Genomic DNA, 19,604 nt, shown 5'->3' on the forward strand with positions numbered 1-19,604 from the left:
CGACGCTCCAGAGGATTGAGCATGTCGGTATTCACGCCTCTGGAACGTCCGGTTCTCGAAGACTTCCTCGCTCCTTACGGCCTCGGCCGCCTGCGCGACTTTCGTGGAATCGCGGAAGGATCGGAGAACAGCAACTTCTTCGTCAGCCTGGAACAGGGCGAATTCGTCCTGACCCTGGTGGAGCGCGGCCCGGTGCAGGAGATGCCGTTCTTCATCGAACTGCTCGACGTGCTGCACGAAGCCGACCTGCCGGTGCCCTATGCACTGCGCACGAAGGACGGCGAAGCCCTGCGCCAGCTCGAAGGCAAACCGGCGCTGCTGCAACCGCGCCTGGCCGGCCGCCACGAGCGCTCGCCGAACAACCATCACTGCCAGGAAGTCGGCGACCTGCTGGCGCGCCTGCATCTGGCGACCCGCGAGCGGATCATCGAGCGCCCCAGCGACCGTGGCCTGAGCTGGATGCTGCACGAGGGCGAGGCGATGCAGTCGCACCTCTCCGGTGCTGCGGCCACGCTGTTGGGCGATGCACTCGAAGAGATTGCCCGCCTGCTTGCCGAACAACCGGCACTGCCGCGCGCCAACCTGCACGCCGACCTGTTCCGCGACAACGTGCTGTTCGATGGCCCGCACCTGGCGGGGGTGATTGACTTCTACAACGCCAGCTCCGGCTGGATGCTTTACGACCTGGCGATCACCGTGAACGACTGGTGTTCCAACGACGACGGCGCCCTTGACGGTCCGCGCGCTCGCGCGCTGCTGGCAGCCTACGCGGCGAAGCGGCCGTTCACTGCGCTGGAAGCCGAGTTGTGGCCGGAGACGCTGCGCGTGGCGTGCGTGCGCTTCTGGCTGTCGCGGCTCATTGCCGCCGAGGCATTCGCCGGGCAGGACGTGCTGATTCACGACCCGAGCGAGTTCGAGCGACGCCTGGTGCAACGGCAGAAGGTGGCTATTCATTTGCCATTTGCGCTGTAAACGCTCCGACGGCTCGCTCCTACAAAAGAACAACCCGGCGTGAATCGGGTGGCGTAAAGATCTAGCTCGTAGCTGGCATCCCTGCCAATGTTCCTCTGCTCAAGGTCAGCCCCGGCCCGGCCATCCATGGCCGGTCGTTCGCCGGGCGACGAGTGCGGGCGTCGTAAAGATCTAATTCGGAGCTGGCATCCTTGCCGTTGCTCCTCTGCTCGAGTTCAACCCCAGCCTGGCCATCCATGGGCAGGCGTTCGCCGGCGCGACGTATACGTCGCGTCGCTCCGTCTCACCCACACTTCGAATGCCCGCAGTTCAGGCAGGTGGCGCAGCCGTCCATCTGCACCACCGCCATGGTGTTGCACTTGCCGCAAAGCTGAGCGCCGGCGGGGAAGCCTTCGCCGGGTTCGGCCTTGTTAGTGCCTTGGGCGGCTTCGTAGGCGGCGCGCTTTTCGGCGAGGTACAGGCGCTGTTCCTCGTCCAGCTGCGGGCCTTCCATCAGGCCGATGGCAACCATGTGGCGCTCGATGACCGCGCCGATTTCGGCGACGATCGACGGCATATAGATGCCGCCGCGCTTCAGGTAGCCGCCGCGTGGGTCGAACACGGCTTTCATTTCTTCGACCAGGAAGGTGCAGTCGCCGCCCTTGCGGAACACCGCGGACATGATCCGGGTGAGCGCGACGATCCACTGGAAGTGGTCCATGTTCTTCGAGTTGATAAAGATCTCGAAGGGCCGGCGCTGCTCATACGGCGTATCCGGGTTGAGCACCACGTCGTTGATGGTCACGTACAGCGCGTGCTCGAACAGCGGTGACTTGATCTTGTAAGTGGCGCCCACCAGCAGCTCGGGGCGCTGCAGGGTTTCGTCCATCTTCACCACGGCGGCGGCCGCGGCGGCTTCCACACGGGCCTTTTCCTCGGCCACGTCCACCACCTGGAAGCCTTTGATCTTCTGGTTGATCTTGACGCTCATAGCATTCTCCAGGGGTATCAGTACTTGCCGTAATAGCCTTCTTTCAGGGCGTCGAAGAGGTTGGCGGCGGTATGGATCTCACCGTCGTACTCCACTTCCTCGTTGCCCTTGAGCTCCACCACGCTGCCATCTTCCAGCTCGAAGCGGTACACCGTCTTCTCCAGGTCCGACTCCTTGACCAGCACGCCCTGGAAGGCCGCCGGGTTGAAGCGGAAGGTGGTGCAGCCCTTCAGGCCCTGGCGCCAGGCGTAGAGGTAGATGTCCTTGAAGTCTTCGAACGGATAGTCGGTGGGGACGTTGGCGGTCTTGGAGATCGACGAATCGATCCACTTCTGCGCGGCGGCCTGGATGTCCACGTGCTGCTGCGGGGTGATGTCGTCGGCGGTGATGAAGTAGTCCGGCAGGCGGTGCTTCTCCTCCTCCGCGCCCGGCACGGCGTGGTGGTCGATCTGGTCGCGGTAGGCCAGCAGCTCGTAGCTGAAGACCGAGATCTTCTCCTTGGTCTTGCGGCCCGGGCGGATCACATTGCGCGAGTAATGGTGCGCAAAGCTCGGCTCGATACCGTTGGAGGCATTGTTGGCGAGGCTCAGGCTGATGGTGCCGGTGGGCGCGATGGAGCTGTGGTGGGTGAAGCGCGCACCATGCTGGGCCAGTTCCTCGATCAGCTGCGGCGCATGCTCGGCGACACGCTGCATGTAGCGCGAGTACTTGGCGTGGAGCACGCGTCCTGCGACCTTGTCGCCGACCTTGAAGCCATCGGCCTTCATTTCCGGCCGCTTGCGCAGCATCTCGGCGGTGACTTCGTATTCCTTGACCAGCGCCGGCGCCGGGCCTTTCTCGCGGGACAACTCCAGCGCCACTTCCCAGCCGACCAGGGCCATCTCGCGCGCCACTTCCTCGGTGAACACGCAGGCTTCCGGGCTGCCGTAGCGCAGCTTGAGCAGGGTCAGCGCCGAGCCCAGGCCGAGGAAGCCCATGCCGTGGCGACGCTTGCCGAGGATTTCCGCACGTTGCTGTTCCAACGGCAGGCCGTTGATCTCCACCACGTTGTCGAGCATGCGGGTGAAGACGCGGACCACTTCGCGGTAGCGCTCCCAGTCAAAGCGCGCGTTGCCGCCGAAGGCATCCACCACGAAGGTGGTCAGGTTCACCGAGCCCAGCAGGCAGGAGCCGTAGGGCGGCAGCGGCTGCTCGCCGCACGGATTGGTGGCGCGGATCGCCTCGCACCACCAATTGTTGTTCATCTCGTTGACCCGGTCGATGAGGATGAAGCCGGGCTCGGCGTAGTCGTAGGTGGACACCATGATCATGTCCCACAGGTGCCGCGCCTTGACCCGGCCGTAGACCTTGCACGCCACGCGGCCGTCGTCTCCGACCAGGTAGTTGTCGTGCACCGGCCAATCGCGCCAGACGACTTCGTCCGGGGCCTTGAGGTCGACCTCGTCGCGCTCCTTCTCGTGGATCGGGAAGATCAGCGGCCAGTCCTCGTCGTTCTCCACCGCCGCCATGAAGCCGTCGGTGATCAGCAGGCTGAGGTTGAACTGGCGCAGGCGGCCGTCTTCACGCTTGGCGCGGATGAACTCGCGTACATCCGGATGGCTGACGTCGAAGGTGCCCATCTGCGCGCCGCGGCGGCCGCCGGCGGAGCTGACGGTGAAGCACATCTTGTCGTAGATATCCATGAACGACAGCGGCCCGCTGGTGTGCGCGCCTGCACCGGAAACGTAGGCGCCACGCGGGCGCAGGGTGCTGAATTCGTAGCCGATGCCGCAGCCGGCCTTGAGGGTCAGGCCGGCCTCGTGGACCTTCTCCAGGATGTCGTCCATGGAGTCGCGGATGATTCCGGACACGGTGCAGTTGATGGTCGAGGTGGCCGGCTTGTGTCCCTGGGCGCCGGCGTTGGAGATGATCCGCCCGGCAGGGATCGCGCCATTGCGCAATGCCCAGAGGAAGCGCTCGTACCAGTGCTCGCGCAGGGCCTTGTTCGCCTCGACGTCGGCCAGGGCACGGGCGACCCGCTGCCAGGTCTCGTCGACGCTGCCGTCGATGGGTTTCCCGCTCTTGTGCTTGAGGCGGTACTTGCTGTCCCAGATGTCCTGCGAGGCAGGTTGCAGGGCGAGAACTCCTTGGTCGGCGCCGCGGGGGCGCGCATCGGTCTTGGCCATCCGAGAAATAACCTCCTGTCGGTTGGGTGGCAGGCGCAAAGGAGCGCGAGTAGACCCAATATGTAGACACAGAAGACTGACCGGCATCAATATCTTGTGCCTGGCTCGCACCATTACACACGATAGACGGTTGATCGGAAGACGCTGAAAAAGATGCACGAAAGCGACGATTGGCGGGGCGTCGGCCGCAAATCACGTGGGGAAATTTCAGGCAGGAATGGTGCGACGATCAGGCGCGGCGAAGACGCAGCACAGCATCATCGGTTCCGAGCTGGCCGGTGGAACAGCCCGGACGGAGTCCGCTCCTGCAAAAGTGTTTTACCTCGCCCATAAAAAAACGGACCGGCCATCGCGGGGATGGAGGGTCCGTTGCGCAAACGCGGGGGAGCGTCACCGGGGAAAGGTGGCGCTCCAGACGCAGCCCCTCAGGCGTATGGCCCGAATTGCGTCAACGTTGCGATCAAGCCGGTTCGGTCAGCGCGCCCGCAGCGCGCACGGATGGTTGGCGGCGGGAAATCCGGTGGGCGTCGCCCGCTGGCGCAGTGCCCTTGTCGTAGGGCTTGGCCAGCAGCATGTAGAGCAGGCCGGCGCCGAGCACGATCACCGTGGTGAGGATCATCGAGTAGTTCATGTACCAGGGCGCGTCCGGGGTGCGCGGCCAGACCATGTTGGTGATCGCCGCCACGCCATAGATCAGCGCAGCGACGTTCACCGGCACGCCCCACTTGCCCAGGGTGAACTGGCCACCCGGTGCCCAGCCCTTGGCGCGGGCGATCAGCGCGGCGACGACGATCAGCTGGAACGCGATGTAGATGCCGATCGCGGCGAAGCCGACGATGGTGGCCACGGCGTCGGCCATGAACAGGCCCAGGCAGACGATGGCTGCCGGCATCACGCCCGCCACCATCAGCGCGACCGCCGGTACGTGGTTGCTGTTGAGCTTCGACAGGGCCTTGCTGCCGACGATCATCTCGTCGCGGGCATAGGCGAACAGCAGGCGGCTGGCGGCGGCCTGCAGGCTCAGCACGCAGGAGACGAACGACACCATCACCACCGCCATCACCAGCTTCGAACCTACCGGGCCGAAGGCGTTGGCGAGGATGGTGGTCACCGGATCGGTGTCTTCGCCGTTGATCACGCGCTGGATATCCGGCACCGAGAGGATCAGCGCCAGGCAGGCGAACATCGCCGCCGCACCACCGATGTAGATGGTCATGCGCATGGTCTTGGGGATCATCCTGCCGGGGTTCGGGGTCTCCTCGGCGACGTCACCGCAGGCTTCGAAGCCGTAGTACTGGAACAGGCCCGCCAGCGATGCGGCGAGGAAGGCCGGCCAGTAGCTGCCGTCGACCTTGATGTCGAAGGTGTTGAACAGCACGCTGAAGTCGTTGTGGCGTTCGAAGATCAGCAGGTAGCCGCCCACCAGCAGTGCACCGCCCAGCTCGCAGATGAAGCCGAACATGGCGACGCGGGCGAGCAGCTTGGTGCCGGACAGGTTGAGCACGGTGGACAGGGCGATCAGGCCGAGGGCGATGCCGATGGCGGCGTTGCCGTGCATGTCGAAACCGAGCATGGCGGCCATGTACGGGCTGGCACCCACGGCGATGCCGGCAATGGAGGTACACAACGCCCAGGCATACACCCAGCCGACCATCCACGCCCAGCGCTTGCCCACCAGGCGACGGGCCCAGGGGTAGACGCCCCCGGAGATGGGGAATTGCGAGACCACTTCGCAGAACACCAGGCACACCAGCAACTGGCCCAGGCCGATCAGCAGGTAGGTCCAGAACATCGGCGGACCGCCTGCGGCCAGGCACAGGCCGAACAGGGTGTAGACGCCGACGACCGGCGACAGGTAGGTGAAGCCCAGGGAGAAGTTCTCCCACAGGCCCATGCTGCGTTCGAAGTTGGAGCTGTAGCCGAGGGCAGCGAGCTGCTCGGCGTCTTGATCGGTAACGCCAGCGGCACGCTTGGCAGGGGACCCACTCATCGTTGTTTCCTCTCAGGGGTTGATGGGCAGAAGGCATTCGTCCGGCGGGCCTCACGACGCCCGCCGGTTCCCTTTTCGGGGTTGTAGTTGTGTGTGCTGCGCGACCGTTATTGGCCGTCGTCGAACTGCGAGAGCCACTCCACCGCCTGCTGGTGGTAGCGGGTGAAGCCCTTGTAGTCGACCAGTTCCTGGTTGAGGGACTTGAGCACGCGGTGCATGCGCTTGGCCCACGCCGGGTTGGTGGCGATGTCTTCCAGGCTCAGCAGGTAGGTGCGGATCGGGAACACGATGGCATTGCTGCGCGGCAGACGGTGCAGCGGCTGCAGCTCGATGCGCAAGTAGACCTTTTTCCCGGCGTTCTCGGCGGTCACCGTGGTGCGGTCCGGCGCCCACTCGGGCAGGGACTCGGCGGACACGTCCAGGCGCGGGTTGACGGTCAGCGACCAGTTCAGGCGGCGCACCGGGTGGCCGTTGCGCAGACGCAGGAGGAACTTCAACGCGCGGTCGAGCATGCCGGTTTCCTTCACCAGCGGCACCGGGCCGTGGAACTCGTGCCAGGCCATGCCCAGGTTGAAACGCAGCGAGTAGTCGGCGCGCTGGGTGGCGATGCCCGCGCCCCAGTACAGGGTGCCGTCGCGTTCTTCCTGCAATACCCAGTCGCCCTGGGCCTGGCGGGTGACGTACTCCATCGGCTCGTAGGGCAGGGTCGCCGGATCACCGAAGGTGAAGGTGTCGTCGATGTTCAGCAGCTTGTTGGTCCAGTGCCAGCGGGTGCCGTCCTTCTCCAGGGAGAAGTACTCCGGGTAGTCCTTGGCATAGGACTCCATGATCAGCTCGAGCAGGTCCCACTGCGCCTCCATCATGTGTGGCGCGGAGACGTAGTGCATACCCGGGTCCTTCTCCAGGGTGATCGCACGGTCGCGGCACTCGCTGATGTAGTGCTCGTCGATGTCGAACACCGCGCGGAAGGCATCGTTGCCCACGCTGACGTGCGGCTCCAGGTTCATCGAGTACATGTACTCGTCGTCCGGGAAGGGCCAGGGCGCGCGGTCGATGCAGGCCTGGCTGTTGGCGTAGGTGTAATCGTCGCGGTAGGTTTCGTCGGGGCGGAATTGGATGGTCATGGTCGTTCTCCGGCTCAGCAGTCGATGACCAGCCGCGAGCACTTGGCACGCGACACGCAGGGCATGATTTTCTTGTTGGCGGCCTTGTCCTCGTCGGACAGCCAGTCGTCGGTGTGGAGGATTTCGCCCTCCAGTTCGAGGACGTTGGTCTCGCACATGCCGCAGGCGCCGCCGCGGCACAGGTACGGGATGTCGTGGCCGGCAGCCTCGACGGCCTCCAGCAGGCTCTGGTCGGGCGACACGTTGATGGTCGCGCCGCTGCGCGCCAGGGTGACCTGGAACGCCTCGCCGACGCTGCCCTGTTCGAGGAAGCGCTCGTAGTGGATGTGGCTGTCGGTCCAGCCGTGGGCGTGGGCGGCGTCGATCGTCGCCTGGATCATGCCCTCGGGGCCGCAGACGTAGACGTCGCTGCCCAGCGGCCGGTCGGCCAGCACGGCGGAAATGTCCAGGCGCTCGCCACGGTCGTCGCGGTACAGGCGCACGGCATCGCCGTATTCCTGCAGCAGTTCTTCGCCCAGGCGCGCATGGGCATCGCCGCGCACCGCCAGGTGCACTTCGAAGGGCGTGCCGCGCAGGCGCAGTTCGGCCAGTTGCGAGCACACCGGGGTGATGCCCACGCCGCCGGCGATGAACAGGTGCAGGCGCGCGTGCTTGCTCAGCGGGAACAGGTTCACCGGGCGGAGGATTTCCAGCTCGTCGCCTTCCTTCACCACGTCGTGCATGTGTTTCGAGCCGCCACGGCCTTCTTCCACGCGGCGCACGGCGATCTGGTAGGCGCTGGCGTCGTAGGGCGAACTCATCAGCGAGTAGGCGTTGCGGTAGGTGCCGGCCGCGTGGGGCATCAGCACCACGACGTTGCTGCCGCCGGAGAATGGGGTCAGGTGCGCGCCGTCGGTGGAGGCCAGGGTGAAGCGCTTGATCTCCGGGGTCACCTGCTCGATATGGGTAACGCGGACATTCAGGGTTCCGTTGGACTGGCTCATGTGTCGAGCTCCTCGGCTTCCGGCAGTTCGCCGGGGACTTCGGCGTCAGCCTTCACGGCCTGGAAGGCGGCGAGGCGGCGGGAGTAGTGGTCGCGGACCACCAGGGTGCGGGCGCAATGCGGGCAGTCGAAGACGCGCTGGGTGACGTTCTCGGTGTAGCCGTCGCAATGCACGCACCAGACGCGACGGACGAAGGAGCCGGCGTGCTCGCGCAGCACTTCGTCCTTGTTCAGGTTGATCGCGTCGGCGGCCTGCATGGCGGTGCCGATGAAGCTCTCGGAGCCGGCCAGGTACAGGCGGGTGCCCATGCGCGACTGGCCCAGCAGGGCGTGCAGGTCGTCGACCAGCGCGCGGTTGCTCGGGTAGATCGAAAGCTCGACGTCAGTGATGTCGCGCAGGGCGGCGAGGTGATCCTGGCCGGAGAAGGATTCGCTGGAATACAGCACGCGGATGGGCGCGGTGCGCGGCATTTCGGCGAGCAGACGGAGCATGGCGCTGCCGCCGCTGCCCTGGCCGGCGATGATGTGGTGGTTGCCACCGGCGAGCGGGCGCAACTGGTCGTAGACCGGCCGGCTCTTGATACCTGTGATGAGCATTATTCTTGTGCCTCCAGAACTGCCGGCTCTCTCGGTCAGGAGCGCCAGCGCGATTCGAGGACCCGCGCACGGTCACGGGTCGAAGGAGACAGGGCACAGACTGTGCCAAATAGTTAAGTAATTGAAATTTAAAGGAAAAGTAAAAATACGAGATCAGAGGTGTAAGCAGAAATGACAACGGCTGTAGGCAGGGATGCAGCGGTGGATTGTCGCAGGGGCATTTGTGCTGGATGCGTAAAAGCCGCGTGACCGGGTAGTCCCGCGGATGCATGGATGGTGGGCTTTTGCAGGAGAGAAGGGAGTGCTTAGTCCTTGTTCGCGAACCTTGTCGTACCTCGGTGCCTGCGGCTGCCCTCACCCAGCCCTCTCCCAGAGGGAGAGGGGGCCGTCTGGAGCGCTCTGAAAGCTGGGGGTAGCCGGCGAGCTCGTTAGGTGAAGCTTGCGCCGATCAGTCCCCTCTCCCTCTGGGAGAGGGTTAGGGTGAGGGGCTTCGGTACAAGGCGCGCTGTGTCAGGCGGCGCTCAGTCGTCCCGCTGCAACTTGCGGATCAGCGTGCCGACGTCGATGCCCAGGTGGATCGCCGCCTTGCGCTTGCTACCGCACAGGCGCACCGCGCGCAGGATGACCTGGCGTTCGTAGCGCTGCACCTGGGCCTTGAGCGGCTGGTCGTCGATGGCCGCAGCCGGTTCGTCGAGCGCGACGGGGCTGCCGGCCGGCGGTGCGCCGAGCAGCTCCGGCGGCAGGTGCAGTTCATCGGCGACATCGTCGGCCAGTACCGCCAGGCGTTCGAAGATGTTCACCAGCTCACGGATGTTGCCAGGGTAGTCATAGCCCAGCAGGCGTTCGCGGCATGCCGAGGACAACCGCAGCGGCGGCTGGCGGTCGCGGTTGATCCGTGCCAGGAGGATGTCCATCAGCACTGGCAGGTCGTCGCGGTGGGCGCGCAGCGGCGGGATTTCCACCGGCAGCACGGCCAGGCGGTAGTAGAGGTCGGCGCGGAATTCGCCGGCCGCGACCTGGGCGCGCAGGTCCTTGTTGGTGGCGGCGATCACCTGCACCTGGACCTGTTTCGACAGCGGTGAACCCACCGGCTGGATGGTGCCGTCTTCCAGGAACTTGAGCAGCTTGGCCTGTACCTGCAGCGGGATCTCGCCGATTTCGTCGAGGAACAGCGTGCCGCCCGAGGCGCTCTCGATATAGCCGCGCTTGCCCGATTGCAATGCGCCGGTGAAGGCGCCGCGCTCGTAGCCGAACATTTCCGACTCGAACAGGGTTTCCGGGATGCTCGCGCAGTTCACGTCGATGAAGGGCCGGTCGCCCCAGCCGGCGGCGCGGTGGATGTGCCGGGCGATGGCGGTCTTGCCGACGCCGGGCTCGCCGAGCAGCAGCAGGCGCGCGCGGCGGCGGAAGGCGCGAACGCCCATGTCGGCGATGGAGGAGAGCAGCGGCGACATGTGCAGCGCATTGTCCTGCGGGTCGCCCAGGCCCTGCAGGTCCGTGGTCGAGGCGCGCCCGGAGGGGCTGCGCAGGCTGCCGGCGGTGCCCGGCTCGTATTCGCGCTGGATCAGCAGGTTGTAGGGCTTCTCGTAGGCACCGGTGGGCACGGCCTGGGCGCGGGTGAGGAACACCCGGCCATCGCGGGAGCGGGTCAGTGCACTCTTGCCGCCACGGCGCAGAGCCTGCTGGAAATCGTCGAACTGCAGCGCCGAGCGCTGGAAGAAGTCCACGTCGGGCAGGCCCAGCACATCGACGCGGGTGACGCGGTTGACCCGCTCCGCCGCCAGGTTGATGAAGCGCACCCGCGAGTCGCCGTCGCAGACGATCAGCGCCTCGCTGAAGCTGTCGAGCAGGGCATGCAACGCCGGCGTCTCCAGCAGCGCGGAGAGCATCTCCCCGGACGCGCTGACCGAGGAGCGCATGCCCATCCGTAGCGGCGCGAAGAAGCCTTCTTCGCTCATGCTTCTTTGCTCATGGATGTAGCTCCGTCGCCTTGTTCGCCAAGCGCAGCACGAAGACGCGCCAGGCCACGCCCTCGCGGATGAGGATGCGCGAGCAGTGGCTGTTGAAGGACTGGTAGTTGCCGAACTGGTCCGGCAGGTCGAGCACCTGCCAGGTGCGTTCGGGCAGCGGCATGCGGTTCAGTGTCGAGGCCAGGCCGGCGGCGCGGGTGATGCCGAAGGTCTGCTCGAAGGCCGCGTTGCGCCATTGCGGCTGGGCCGCCTCGTCGATCACCAGCACCGCGTCGGGCACCGCGTCGAACACCCGGCGCAGTGCTTCGATACGCTGCTCGGCGTCGTGCTGCATGCGCAGCTCCTGGCTGACGTCGCGCAGGCTGCCCCACATGCGCAGCAGGCGGCCGTTGTGGATGCTGGCGCGCACGTCGTTCTCCACGTAGGCCGGCGAGCCGTCATGACGGCGGTCCACCGACAGCGCGCCATCGACGTGGAATTCCGCCTCGATCAGGCGCCGCACGAACTCCTCGTTGGCCGGGCTGCGCGGCCAGTACAGGCGCACCGGCTGTTCGCTGAAATCGACGTCGGCGGGCATCTCGTAGATGTTGGCCATGGCGCGGTTGCACATGCGCCAGTAGGAGCGGTTCTCGAACACCTGGCGGACAATCTCGTCGGGCGTCTCGCGCACGTCCACCGACTCCGCGAACTCGATGCACCAGTAGGCCACTCGCGCGCTGAAGAGCATCTGGCTCATCACTTCATTGGCGCTCTGCAGCTCGCCCAGGCGACGACTGACCGGCCCCAGCGGCATCTTCACCAGATGCAGGCGCGCCGGCTCGCCGTCGCGCCATTGCAGCACGCCGCTGGCGAGCACCGGCAGCAGGCCGCCGCTGTGGCGGATCAGGGTCAACTCGAGGTCCTGCACGCGCTCATCGGCCGGCGGGTTGGCAAACAGCTGCATCAGCGCGTTCAGCGAGTCGGCGGTGTAGATCAGTTCGGCACCCTGGCCGTCCAGCGAGCCAGGCGGGTACCCGAGCTGGTCGGTCTGCTCGGCGGAGACTTCGATGAAGCGTCCCTGGGACGTCAGGCTGTCGGACAGCAACAGGCCTCTGTCCAGCAGCAGTTTTAGCGGGTCCATTTCTCCCTCCAAGGCAGATCTCCAATGCAGATTCCCTACACGACGGTGCGGCCACTCGGCGGCCCGCAGGGAGAGCAAGGCATGTTGCATGCCAGCCTGAAACGCCCGTGCGCCGCGGGGGTGCTGAAGGGGTGTGTGCAAAATCGCAGCACTCCATGCAAGCGTGCAGCGCAGTTTGCAGAATATCCGTTGCATTGCTGCAGCGGCGCGCGCGGCGATGGAAGGCGAGTGGGATCTGCCGCAAATACTGGCCAGTTGATAGCTTTTGAGTTCGTTTGAGCGACTGGCGCTGCTAGGATGCGCGCGCGTTTTTCTTCCCCGTCCGTCCCAGAGCCCGATCCCTACAAGAGGCCAGCATGCGCAAGCACCGTCGATTGACCTTCCGCCACATCGGCCAGATCAACGTGACCAACCGCCTGAGCGGCGATGCCATGGGGACGGTACTCGATGTCTCGATGGGCGGGTTGCGGCTGGTGACGGAGGAACCGCTGGCGCCGGGCAGTTGCTACGACATGCGCCTGGAGATTCCGGTGCGTGAGGATCACACCCGTTCGGTGGATATCACTGCGATCTGCCAGTGGTCGAAGAAGGATGCCAAGAACGCGCGCTTCGAGCAGGGGTTCAAGCTGGATCGGCCGAGTGCGGCGTTTACCGAGCTGGTGACGTCGATGTCGGTGAGCTTCAACCGCAGTCTGTTGGGGCGGGCGCGGTTATCGTGATGGATCTTCGGGAGGGGTAGTTCGGCGCTCGGGCGGGCCCTCACCCCAGCCCTCTCCCAGGGGAAGAGGGGGCCGATCGGTGTGTTGTGGCTATTCCGGAGTCAGTCGGCGAGCGTGGAAATATCAGCCCGCTGCAGACAGTCCCCTCTCCCATTGGGAGAGGGTTAGGGTGAGGGGGAGACCCCGCGGCGAACGCTCAGAAAAGCACCCGCTCCGCCAGACCCCATCACCCCAGCGTCCCCAGTATCTGCACCCCCACCCGCTCCGGAATCTCGTTCTGCGACAGCACGTGCAGCCCCGGGCTGAACACCCGCGCATAGCGCGCCAGCAGCGGCCGCAATTGCGGCATCACGGTGAGGATCGGCGGGTGGCCTTCCTTGCGCAGTTTTTCCTTCACCACCGGCATGCTGTGCTGCAGCTGGTTGAGCAGGCTGGGCTCCACCGGGATGTTGTCCAGGCTCACCGGGCCGGCCTGCTGGGCGATGCTCAGGGCGCCGAGCAGGGTGTTTTCCAGGGCGTTCTCCAGGACGAACACGGTCAGCTCCGGACGGTCGCCGGCGATCGACGAGACGATGCTGCGACGCAGCGCATAGCGCACGTCGGAGGCCAGCAGCACCGGGTCCTTGGTGGTCTCGCTGCCTTCGAGCAGGGCGCTGGCGATGGTGACGATGTCCTTGAGCGGCACTTCCTCCTGCAGCAGCTGGCGGAACACCCGGTGCTGCTGCGAGTAGCTCAACTGTGCCTTCAGCGCTTCGGCGAGCTTGGGCGCCTGCAGGGTCAGGCGCTGCATCAGGTGTTCGACGTCGTCGTGCTTGAAGATGTCCGGCAGGTGCTCGCGCACCACCTTGTTCAGGTGCGTGGCAACCACGCTGGCGCAGTCGATCACCTGGTAGCCCAGGTTCAGCGCGCGGGATTTGTCGGCCGGCAGAATCCACACCACCTGCATGCGGTACGCCGGGTCGACGCCGAGGATGCCGTCGATCTCGCCGTACAGCTCCGGCGAGGGAATCGCCATCAGCCGGTCGGCGTGGATTTCCGCGCCGTCGATGCGCTCGCCGTTGATGTGGATGGCGTACTGCGAGGCCTTCAGGCGCAGGCTGTCGCGGATCTGCACTTCCGGCAGGAGGAAGCCGAGGTTCTCCGAGAGCGTCTGGCGCACGCCGCGAATCCGCTGCGGCAGCGGCGCGCCGCTGGCCTCGTTGACCAGGCTGACCAGCTTGTAGCCCAGCGAGATCGACAGCCGCTCCACCAGCGGAATGTCTTCCCAGGCCAGCTGTTGCGCCTTTTCCTGGTCCATCGCGTGCGTCAGGGCCTGGGTCTGCTCCAGCGTCTGCGCCTCGATGGGCGGGCCGGCCAGCGACAGCCGCCAGGCGATGAACGCCACCAGCGCGGCGAAGGCGAAGAAGGCGGTGTGCGGCATGCCCGGCACCAGGCCGAGCACCACGAGGATGCCGGCGACGGTGTACAGCAGCGACGGCGAGGCGAGCATCTGCCGGCGCACCAGGCTGGTGATTTCCGCGGACTCGTTGACCCGCGTGACGATGATCGCCGCGGCGGTGGACAGCAGCAGTGCCGGGATCTGCGCCACCAGGCCGTCGCCGATGGTCAGCAGGGCGTAGCGCTGGAAGGCTGCGCCGGCGGGCAGGTCGTAGACGAACACGCCGATGGCGAGGCCGCCGAACAGGTTGATCAGCAGGATCAGGATGCCGGCGATGGCGTCGCCACGGACGAACTTCGAGGCGCCGTCCATCGCACCGTAGAAGTCGGCTTCCTTGGCCACTTCCGAGCGGCGGCGCTTGGCTTCGTTCTGGTCGATCAGGCCGGCATTGAGGTCGGCGTCGATGGCCATCTGCTTGCCGGGCAGGGCGTCCAGGGTGAAGCGCGCGGTGACCTCGGAGATACGCTCGCCGCCCTTGGTGATGACCATGAAGTTGATGATCATCAGGATCACGAAGACGATCAGGCCGACGATGAAGTTGCCGCCGATCACCACGTGGCCGAAGGCCTCGATCACCTTGCCCGCTGCGCCCGTGCCGGTGTGGCCGTCGAGCAGCACCACGCGGGTGGAGGCGACGTTGAGGGTCAGGCGCAGCAGCGTGGTGACCAGGATCACGGTGGGCAGCAGCGAGAAGTCCAGCGGGCTCTTCGACGACACGCTGACCAGCAGCACCAGGATGGCGACCACTATGTTGAAGGTGAACAGGGCGTCCAGCACCAGCGGCGGCAGCGGCAGGATGATCATCGAGAGGATCGAAAGGATGATCAGCGGGATGCCGATGCGGCCGCTCTGGAAGGTCGGCAATAGTGACTGCAGTAGGCGCATGGTCAGACTCTGTTCAGCAGTTCTTCGGGAATGGGGACGTTCTGGATCAGCTCCGGGCGTTCACGGCGACCGGAGCGCCAGGCCTTGAGCTGGAGGATGTAGGTGAGTACGTGGGCGACGGCCTTGTACAGCTGCGCAGGAATCTGCTGGTTCACCTGGGTGGTGGCGTAGATCGCACGGGCCAGCGGCGGCAGTTCGAGCACTTCCAGGTCGTGGGCCTTGGCCATCTTGCGGATGTACAGCGCGGTCTCGTCGAGGCCCTTGGCGACCACGTAGGGCGCCTGGGCCTTCTTCGGGTCGTAGCGCAGCGCCACGGCGAAGTGCACCGGGTTGACGATCACCACGTCGGCGGTCTTGATCGTCTTGCTGATCTGCCGGTGCACCAGCTGGCGCTGCAACTGGCGGATGCGCGCCTTCACTTCCGGGCGGCCTTCCTGGTTCTTGTGCTCTTCCTTGCGCTCCTGCTTGGTCATGCGCAGCTTCTTCTTGAAGAAGAAGTACTGGATCGGGATGTCGATGACCGAGAACAGGATGAACACCACCAGCAGTGACAGGGTGATGTCGTAGAAGGTGCCGAAGGCCGTGGCGATGGCCGTGCGCACGTCGCCGCGCTGCAAGGCGAGCAGGCCGGGCAGGGCACCGTGCAGCTGGTAGAGGGCGACGGCGATCAGCACGGCGATCTTCAGCAGCGACTTGGCCAGCTCGGTCCAGTTCTGCAGCGAGAAGATGCGTCCGAGCCCGGTAATGGGATTGAGCTTGGACAGCTTGGGCATGAAGTTCTTGCTGGAGAAGATCCAGCCGCCGGGGATCATCGAGAACAGCACCACCAGCAGCGGCGTGACCAGCAGCGGCAGCAGCGTGGTGATGAACAGCACCAGGTGGTGGCCAAGCACCAGCGGCAGGTCGTCGAGGCCGATCTCGCTGTTCCTCAGGTCGATGAAGGACAGCGCGAAGCCCTGCTTCAGGCCGTCGTAGAAATGCTCCACGCAGAACTTCAGGGCGATCAGCGTGGCCAGCAGCGAGAGCGTGGTGGAGAGGTCCTTGGAGCGGCTGACCTGGCCGTCCTCGCGGCTCTTCCTGAGCTTCTGCTGGGAGGCCTCTTCGGTCTTTTCCTGGGCGCTGTGCTGCTCAGCCATGGCCGCCCTCGCGGAAGATCACGCCGATGGCGTCGAGCAGCTGGCGGGTGAGCTTCAGGTAGTTCTCGGGGATGTCCGGCAGGGTCAGCCAGATGCACGCAAGGCCCGCCAGGATCGCCATGGGAAAACCCAGGGAGAACAGGTTCAGCGCCGGCGAGATGCGGTTGAGCAGGCCGAAGCAGAACTGCACCAGGGTCATGCAGAACACCACCGGCAGGGTGATCAGCACCGCGGCGGCGAACACCCAGGCCAGGCTGCCGGCCACCGACTCCAGCCCCAGGTAATGCAGGCCGCTGCCCACCGGCCAGTAGACGAAGCTCTGGTAGAGGATGCTCACCACCAGCAGGTGGCCGTCGATGGAGAGGAACAGGAACACCAGCAGGATGAAGTACAGCTGGTAGAGGATCGAGGACGACGACACGCCGTTCATGGGGTCGTTGTACACCGCCATGCTCAGGCCGAGCTGGGTGGAAATCACGTCGCCCACCAGGGTGAACACGGTGAACACCAGCATCAGCGAAAGCCCCAGCATCAGGCCGAAGGCGATCTGCTCCAGCGCTACCAGCAGGCCCTGGGCGGACAGCGGATCGATGGCCGGCGGGCGCGGCAGCGCGGCACCGAGGGCGACGGTCAGCGCCAGGCCGAGGAGAATGCGCAGGCGCATGGGGATCGCCTTGTGGCTGAAGATCGGCGTCAGGGCGAACACCGCCATGATCCGGCAGAAGGGCCACCACCAGGCCTGCAGGAGTTGCAGGGTGTCGAACGCCTGCAGAATGGATGCACCTTGCTGCATGGCATCAGCCGACCAGGCGGCCTGCCTGATGGAACGACTCGATGAACAGTTCGGAGAGGGTGCGCAGGATCCAATGCCCGGCGAATACCAGCATCCCCAGGGTGATCAGCAGGCGCGGCAGGAAGCTGAGCATCTGTTCGTTGATCTGCGTGGCGGCCTGGAAAATGCTGACCAGCAGGCCGCCGAGCAGGCTCGGCACGATCAGCACGCAGACGATCAGCGCGGTGATGTGCACGGCATTGGAGACGATATCGACGGCGCTTTCCGGGGTGAGCATGGCGTTCTCCGCAAGGCCGCTAGAACGGCTGCACGCTGCTGGTCAACGTGCCCATCATCAGGGCCCAGCCGTCCACCAGCACAAAGATCATCAGCTTGAACGGCAGCGATATCATCATTGGCGAGAGCATCATCATGCCCATCGCCATCAGCACGCTGGCCACCACCAGGTCGATCACCAGGAACGGGATGAAGATCATGAAGCCCAGCTGGAACGCGGTCTTCAGCTCGCTGAGCACGAAGGACGGCAGCAGCAGGGAGAAGTCCAGGTCATCCAGTTTCTCCGGCAGGGTTTCGCCGGCCAGCGAGACCATGGTTTCCAGCGAGGTACGGTTGGTCTGCGCCAGCATGAAGCGGCTCAGCGTCTGCTTGGCGCGACCGAGGCCGTCTTCCAGGCTGATCTGGTCGGCCTCGAAGGGCTGGTAGGCGTTGGCGTAGATGTCCTGCCACACCGGGCGCATCACCAGCAGCGTCATGATCAGGGCGATGCCCACCAGCACGTTGTTCGGCGGGCTCTGCTGCAGGCCGATGGCCTGGCGGAGGATCGCCAGCACGATGACGAAGCGGGTGAAGCAGGTCATCAGCATGAGCATCGCCGGGAGGAAGCCCAGCAGCGTCATGACGATGAGGATCTGCAGCTTGACGCTGAAGGCCTGGCCGTCCGCCGTGTCGTGCAGGTTGAACAGCGTGACCTCGCCGCCGGCTGCCTGCGCGTAGAGCGGGCAGAGTGCGGCGATGAGCAGGCCCAGCGTGGCCAGCGATCTGCCTGTCAGGGAGCGGCGCCGCATCATCAGGCAGTCAGGGCGTCGAGGCTGGCGCCGCACAGTTCGAGCACGCGCAGGCCGTAGTTGCCGTTCATCACCACCACTTCGGCCTTGGCGAACAGCGCGCCGTTGACCTTCACGTCCAGCGGCTCGCCGGCGAGCTTGTCGAGGATGATCACGCTGTTGGCGTCCACATCCATCAGCTCCTTCAGGGAAATCTCCACCGAGGCGACTTCCAGGGTGACGTTCACCGGAATCTTGCCGAAGAAGCTCAGGTCCTGTTGCGGCAGCGAAGCGCGCACGGGCTCGGCGGGAATGTCGGCGGCATCCTGGGTCAGGTCGAGGTCGCCATCGTTGATCAGCGACTCGAACTCGGAGTCGGAGAGAGAACCGGTCATGGGTTTTTCACGCTTTCCAGGGAGGAGAGGAAGAGGGTGCCGTCGTCTTCGAAGATGGCGCCGCGGAACAGCTTCTGCTGGTTCACGCGGACCTCGACGCGGTCCAGCGGGCGGATCGTCAGCACATCGCCAGGCTCCAGGCCGAGCACCTGCGAGAGCGGCATCCTGGCGGCGGCGACCACGCAATCCAGGCGCAGCGGCAGGTGCTTGATGTGCTCGACCGGGTTGCCGGTCACTCGCGGCGGTGGCGGGCCGGCGAGGCGGCGGGTCAGTTCGTCCGCCAGCGGATTGTCCAGGTAGAGGTAGAGCGAGGAGCGTTCGCCAGTCAGGTGGCTGACGTAGCTGAACTCGGCCACATACTCCCACTGCACCTCTTCGTAGGTGGGGTCGATCTGCTGCAGGCGGCCCACCGACTCACCCATCAGCAGGGCGCGGCCGAACAGGTCGACCACGTCCAGGCCGAGGCGGTCGAGCATGCGTTGCTCGGAGCTGCTGATCGGCGGCGTGTCGCGATTGGCGACCAGGGTGCCGCCGTAGTAACACTCGATGACTTCGGTCAGCAGGGCGCGGTCCATGGCGAAACCGAACTTGCCCAGGGGCGAATCGAAGAGGCATTCCAGTTCACGGGGAAGTTCCTCGTGAATGCGCAGGTTATCCAGTTCGAGATTGATTCGATAATGCCGCAGGAAATAGTCGCTGATGATCCGCGGATACTTTCCGGAGATCTCTTTGATGTACTGCGGAATCTTGTGATAATGCCGGCCGAGTTTCTGCGGTTTCAGTCGGATCAGACTGTCGGCGGGCACACCATGGTGGACTTTTGATTTGCCAGTCATGCTCAGCGTCGTACTTCCAGGTTCGATCTGCCATCTGCCCAAGGACACGGGAAGTGTCGTGACCGCCGGGGTCGGCTGATCGTTGCTCGCGGCATGCTCTGTCTGCCAGGGCCTGAAATTGCTGCATCACAGGCTGCTGACGTGGCGCAATGATAGCGATCTGAGGTCGCCCGATTAAATCAATAGATATCAAATGCTGTTTTTGACGGAACTTTTTGTCTATTGATCTTAATTAATCGGCGGGAAGCTATGGCGTAGTGCTGGCACTTGTTAGTGTGGGTGGGTTAGTTACAGGTTGCAGTAACTTCATGTGTGACGAAGTTGTTGCAATGCCACCCGTGAGATAGCCATTTCGTTAAAAGGTTTCGCAGTCGCCGAGAATTTGATCGGCAGACGCTGGCGATTGACCAACGAAAGGCTTTTCGAACGCACTAGCGAATGGAAAGTTGCGGTGAACAGTGTAAGCCAG

At 64.9% G+C, this 19,604-nt stretch carries 17 protein-coding genes; 2 read left to right on the forward strand and 15 right to left on the reverse strand.

Annotated elements, in window-relative coordinates; all coding sequences use genetic code 11:
* The first annotated feature begins 21 nt into the window (after positions 1-21).
* The gene (locus LDJ84_RS01150) at positions 22-972 is read left to right on the forward strand and encodes a homoserine kinase (protein ID WP_226045778.1); all 951 of its coding nucleotides are present in this window, start codon (positions 22-24) and stop codon (positions 970-972) included.
* Positions 973-1,255: 283 nt separating this feature from the next.
* Here LDJ84_RS01150 and LDJ84_RS01155 read toward each other — a convergent pair whose 3' ends face one another.
* The 8 genes from LDJ84_RS01155 to LDJ84_RS01190 all read right to left on the reverse strand — a co-directional run bounded on the left by LDJ84_RS01155 (position 1,256) and on the right by LDJ84_RS01190 (position 11,890).
* A complete protein-coding gene (locus tag LDJ84_RS01155; RefSeq protein ID WP_038803760.1) occupies positions 1,256-1,942 on the reverse strand; it encodes an NrdJb in 687 nt (228 codons plus the stop codon).
* Between the two features lie 17 nt (positions 1,943-1,959).
* Positions 1,960-4,107, reverse strand: coding sequence for an adenosylcobalamin-dependent ribonucleoside-diphosphate reductase (locus LDJ84_RS01160; RefSeq protein WP_065086110.1), 2,148 nt, complete (start codon positions 4,105-4,107; stop codon positions 1,960-1,962).
* 460 nt (positions 4,108-4,567) lie between these two features.
* Positions 4,568-6,097: an APC family permease gene (locus LDJ84_RS01165; RefSeq protein WP_169889178.1), complete on the reverse strand. Its 1,530-nt coding sequence runs from the start codon at positions 6,095-6,097 to the stop codon at positions 4,568-4,570.
* Between the two features lie 107 nt (positions 6,098-6,204).
* Complete coding sequence (locus LDJ84_RS01170; protein WP_226045779.1) at positions 6,205-7,221, reverse strand: heme-dependent oxidative N-demethylase family protein; 1,017 nt, start codon at positions 7,219-7,221, stop codon at positions 6,205-6,207.
* Between the two features lie 14 nt (positions 7,222-7,235).
* Entirely contained in the window at positions 7,236-8,204 is a 969-nt protein-coding gene (locus LDJ84_RS01175; RefSeq protein ID WP_024767256.1) for a PDR/VanB family oxidoreductase, read from the reverse strand.
* Positions 8,201-8,800 (reverse strand): dimethylamine monooxygenase subunit DmmA family protein, encoded by a 600-nt coding sequence (locus tag LDJ84_RS01180; RefSeq protein ID WP_024767257.1) that lies wholly within the window; start codon positions 8,798-8,800, stop codon positions 8,201-8,203. The genes LDJ84_RS01175 and LDJ84_RS01180 overlap by 4 nt, the downstream gene beginning before the upstream one ends.
* Positions 8,801-9,321: 521 nt before the next feature.
* Positions 9,322-10,758 carry a sigma-54 interaction domain-containing protein gene (locus LDJ84_RS01185; protein ID WP_054909494.1) on the reverse strand — a complete coding sequence of 479 codons (1,437 nt, stop codon included), beginning with the start codon at positions 10,756-10,758 and terminating at the stop codon, positions 9,322-9,324.
* Positions 10,759-10,768: 10 nt separating this feature from the next.
* Positions 10,769-11,890 carry a PAS domain-containing protein gene (locus LDJ84_RS01190; protein ID WP_024767258.1) on the reverse strand — a complete coding sequence of 374 codons (1,122 nt, stop codon included), beginning with the start codon at positions 11,888-11,890 and terminating at the stop codon, positions 10,769-10,771.
* Between the two features lie 356 nt (positions 11,891-12,246).
* On the opposite strand from LDJ84_RS01190, the gene LDJ84_RS01195 reads away from it, so the two are divergent.
* A complete protein-coding gene (locus tag LDJ84_RS01195; protein ID WP_024767259.1) occupies positions 12,247-12,609 on the forward strand; it encodes a PilZ domain-containing protein in 363 nt (120 codons plus the stop codon).
* A gap of 226 nt (positions 12,610-12,835) precedes the next feature.
* Here LDJ84_RS01195 and LDJ84_RS01200 read toward each other — a convergent pair whose 3' ends face one another.
* From LDJ84_RS01200 to LDJ84_RS01230, 7 genes are read right to left on the reverse strand one after another with little or no spacing between them, the layout of a single operon-like run.
* On the reverse strand, positions 12,836-14,932 hold the full coding sequence (locus LDJ84_RS01200; protein ID WP_038803758.1) for a flagellar biosynthesis protein FlhA: 2,097 nt from the start codon (positions 14,930-14,932) through the stop codon (positions 12,836-12,838).
* A 2-nt stretch (positions 14,933-14,934) separates the two neighbouring features.
* Positions 14,935-16,068 (reverse strand): flagellar biosynthesis protein FlhB, encoded by a 1,134-nt coding sequence (gene flhB, locus LDJ84_RS01205; protein WP_226045780.1) that lies wholly within the window; start codon positions 16,066-16,068, stop codon positions 14,935-14,937.
* Positions 16,061-16,861, reverse strand: coding sequence for a flagellar biosynthetic protein FliR (gene fliR / locus LDJ84_RS01210; protein ID WP_226045781.1), 801 nt, complete (start codon positions 16,859-16,861; stop codon positions 16,061-16,063). The genes flhB and fliR overlap by 8 nt, the downstream gene beginning before the upstream one ends.
* Before the next feature lie 4 nt (positions 16,862-16,865).
* Positions 16,866-17,138, reverse strand: coding sequence for a flagellar biosynthetic protein FliQ (locus LDJ84_RS01215; RefSeq protein WP_024767371.1), 273 nt, complete (start codon positions 17,136-17,138; stop codon positions 16,866-16,868).
* Between the two features lie 19 nt (positions 17,139-17,157).
* The gene (gene fliP / locus LDJ84_RS01220) at positions 17,158-17,928 is read right to left on the reverse strand and encodes a flagellar type III secretion system pore protein FliP (RefSeq protein ID WP_413247440.1); all 771 of its coding nucleotides are present in this window, start codon (positions 17,926-17,928) and stop codon (positions 17,158-17,160) included.
* Positions 17,928-18,299, reverse strand: a complete 372-nt coding sequence (locus tag LDJ84_RS01225; protein WP_024767369.1) for a FliM/FliN family flagellar motor switch protein — start codon at positions 18,297-18,299, stop codon at positions 17,928-17,930. The genes fliP and LDJ84_RS01225 overlap by 1 nt, the downstream gene beginning before the upstream one ends.
* On the reverse strand, positions 18,296-19,135 hold the full coding sequence (locus LDJ84_RS01230) for a FliM/FliN family flagellar motor switch protein (protein WP_065086103.1): 840 nt from the start codon (positions 19,133-19,135) through the stop codon (positions 18,296-18,298). Before LDJ84_RS01230 ends, LDJ84_RS01225 begins: the two co-directional genes overlap by 4 nt.
* Positions 19,136-19,604 lie beyond the last annotated feature (469 nt).

This window comes from Pseudomonas sp. HS-18 (genome assembly GCF_020401845.1).
Taxonomy (GTDB): Bacteria; Pseudomonadota; Gammaproteobacteria; order Pseudomonadales; family Pseudomonadaceae; genus Pseudomonas; species Pseudomonas nitroreducens.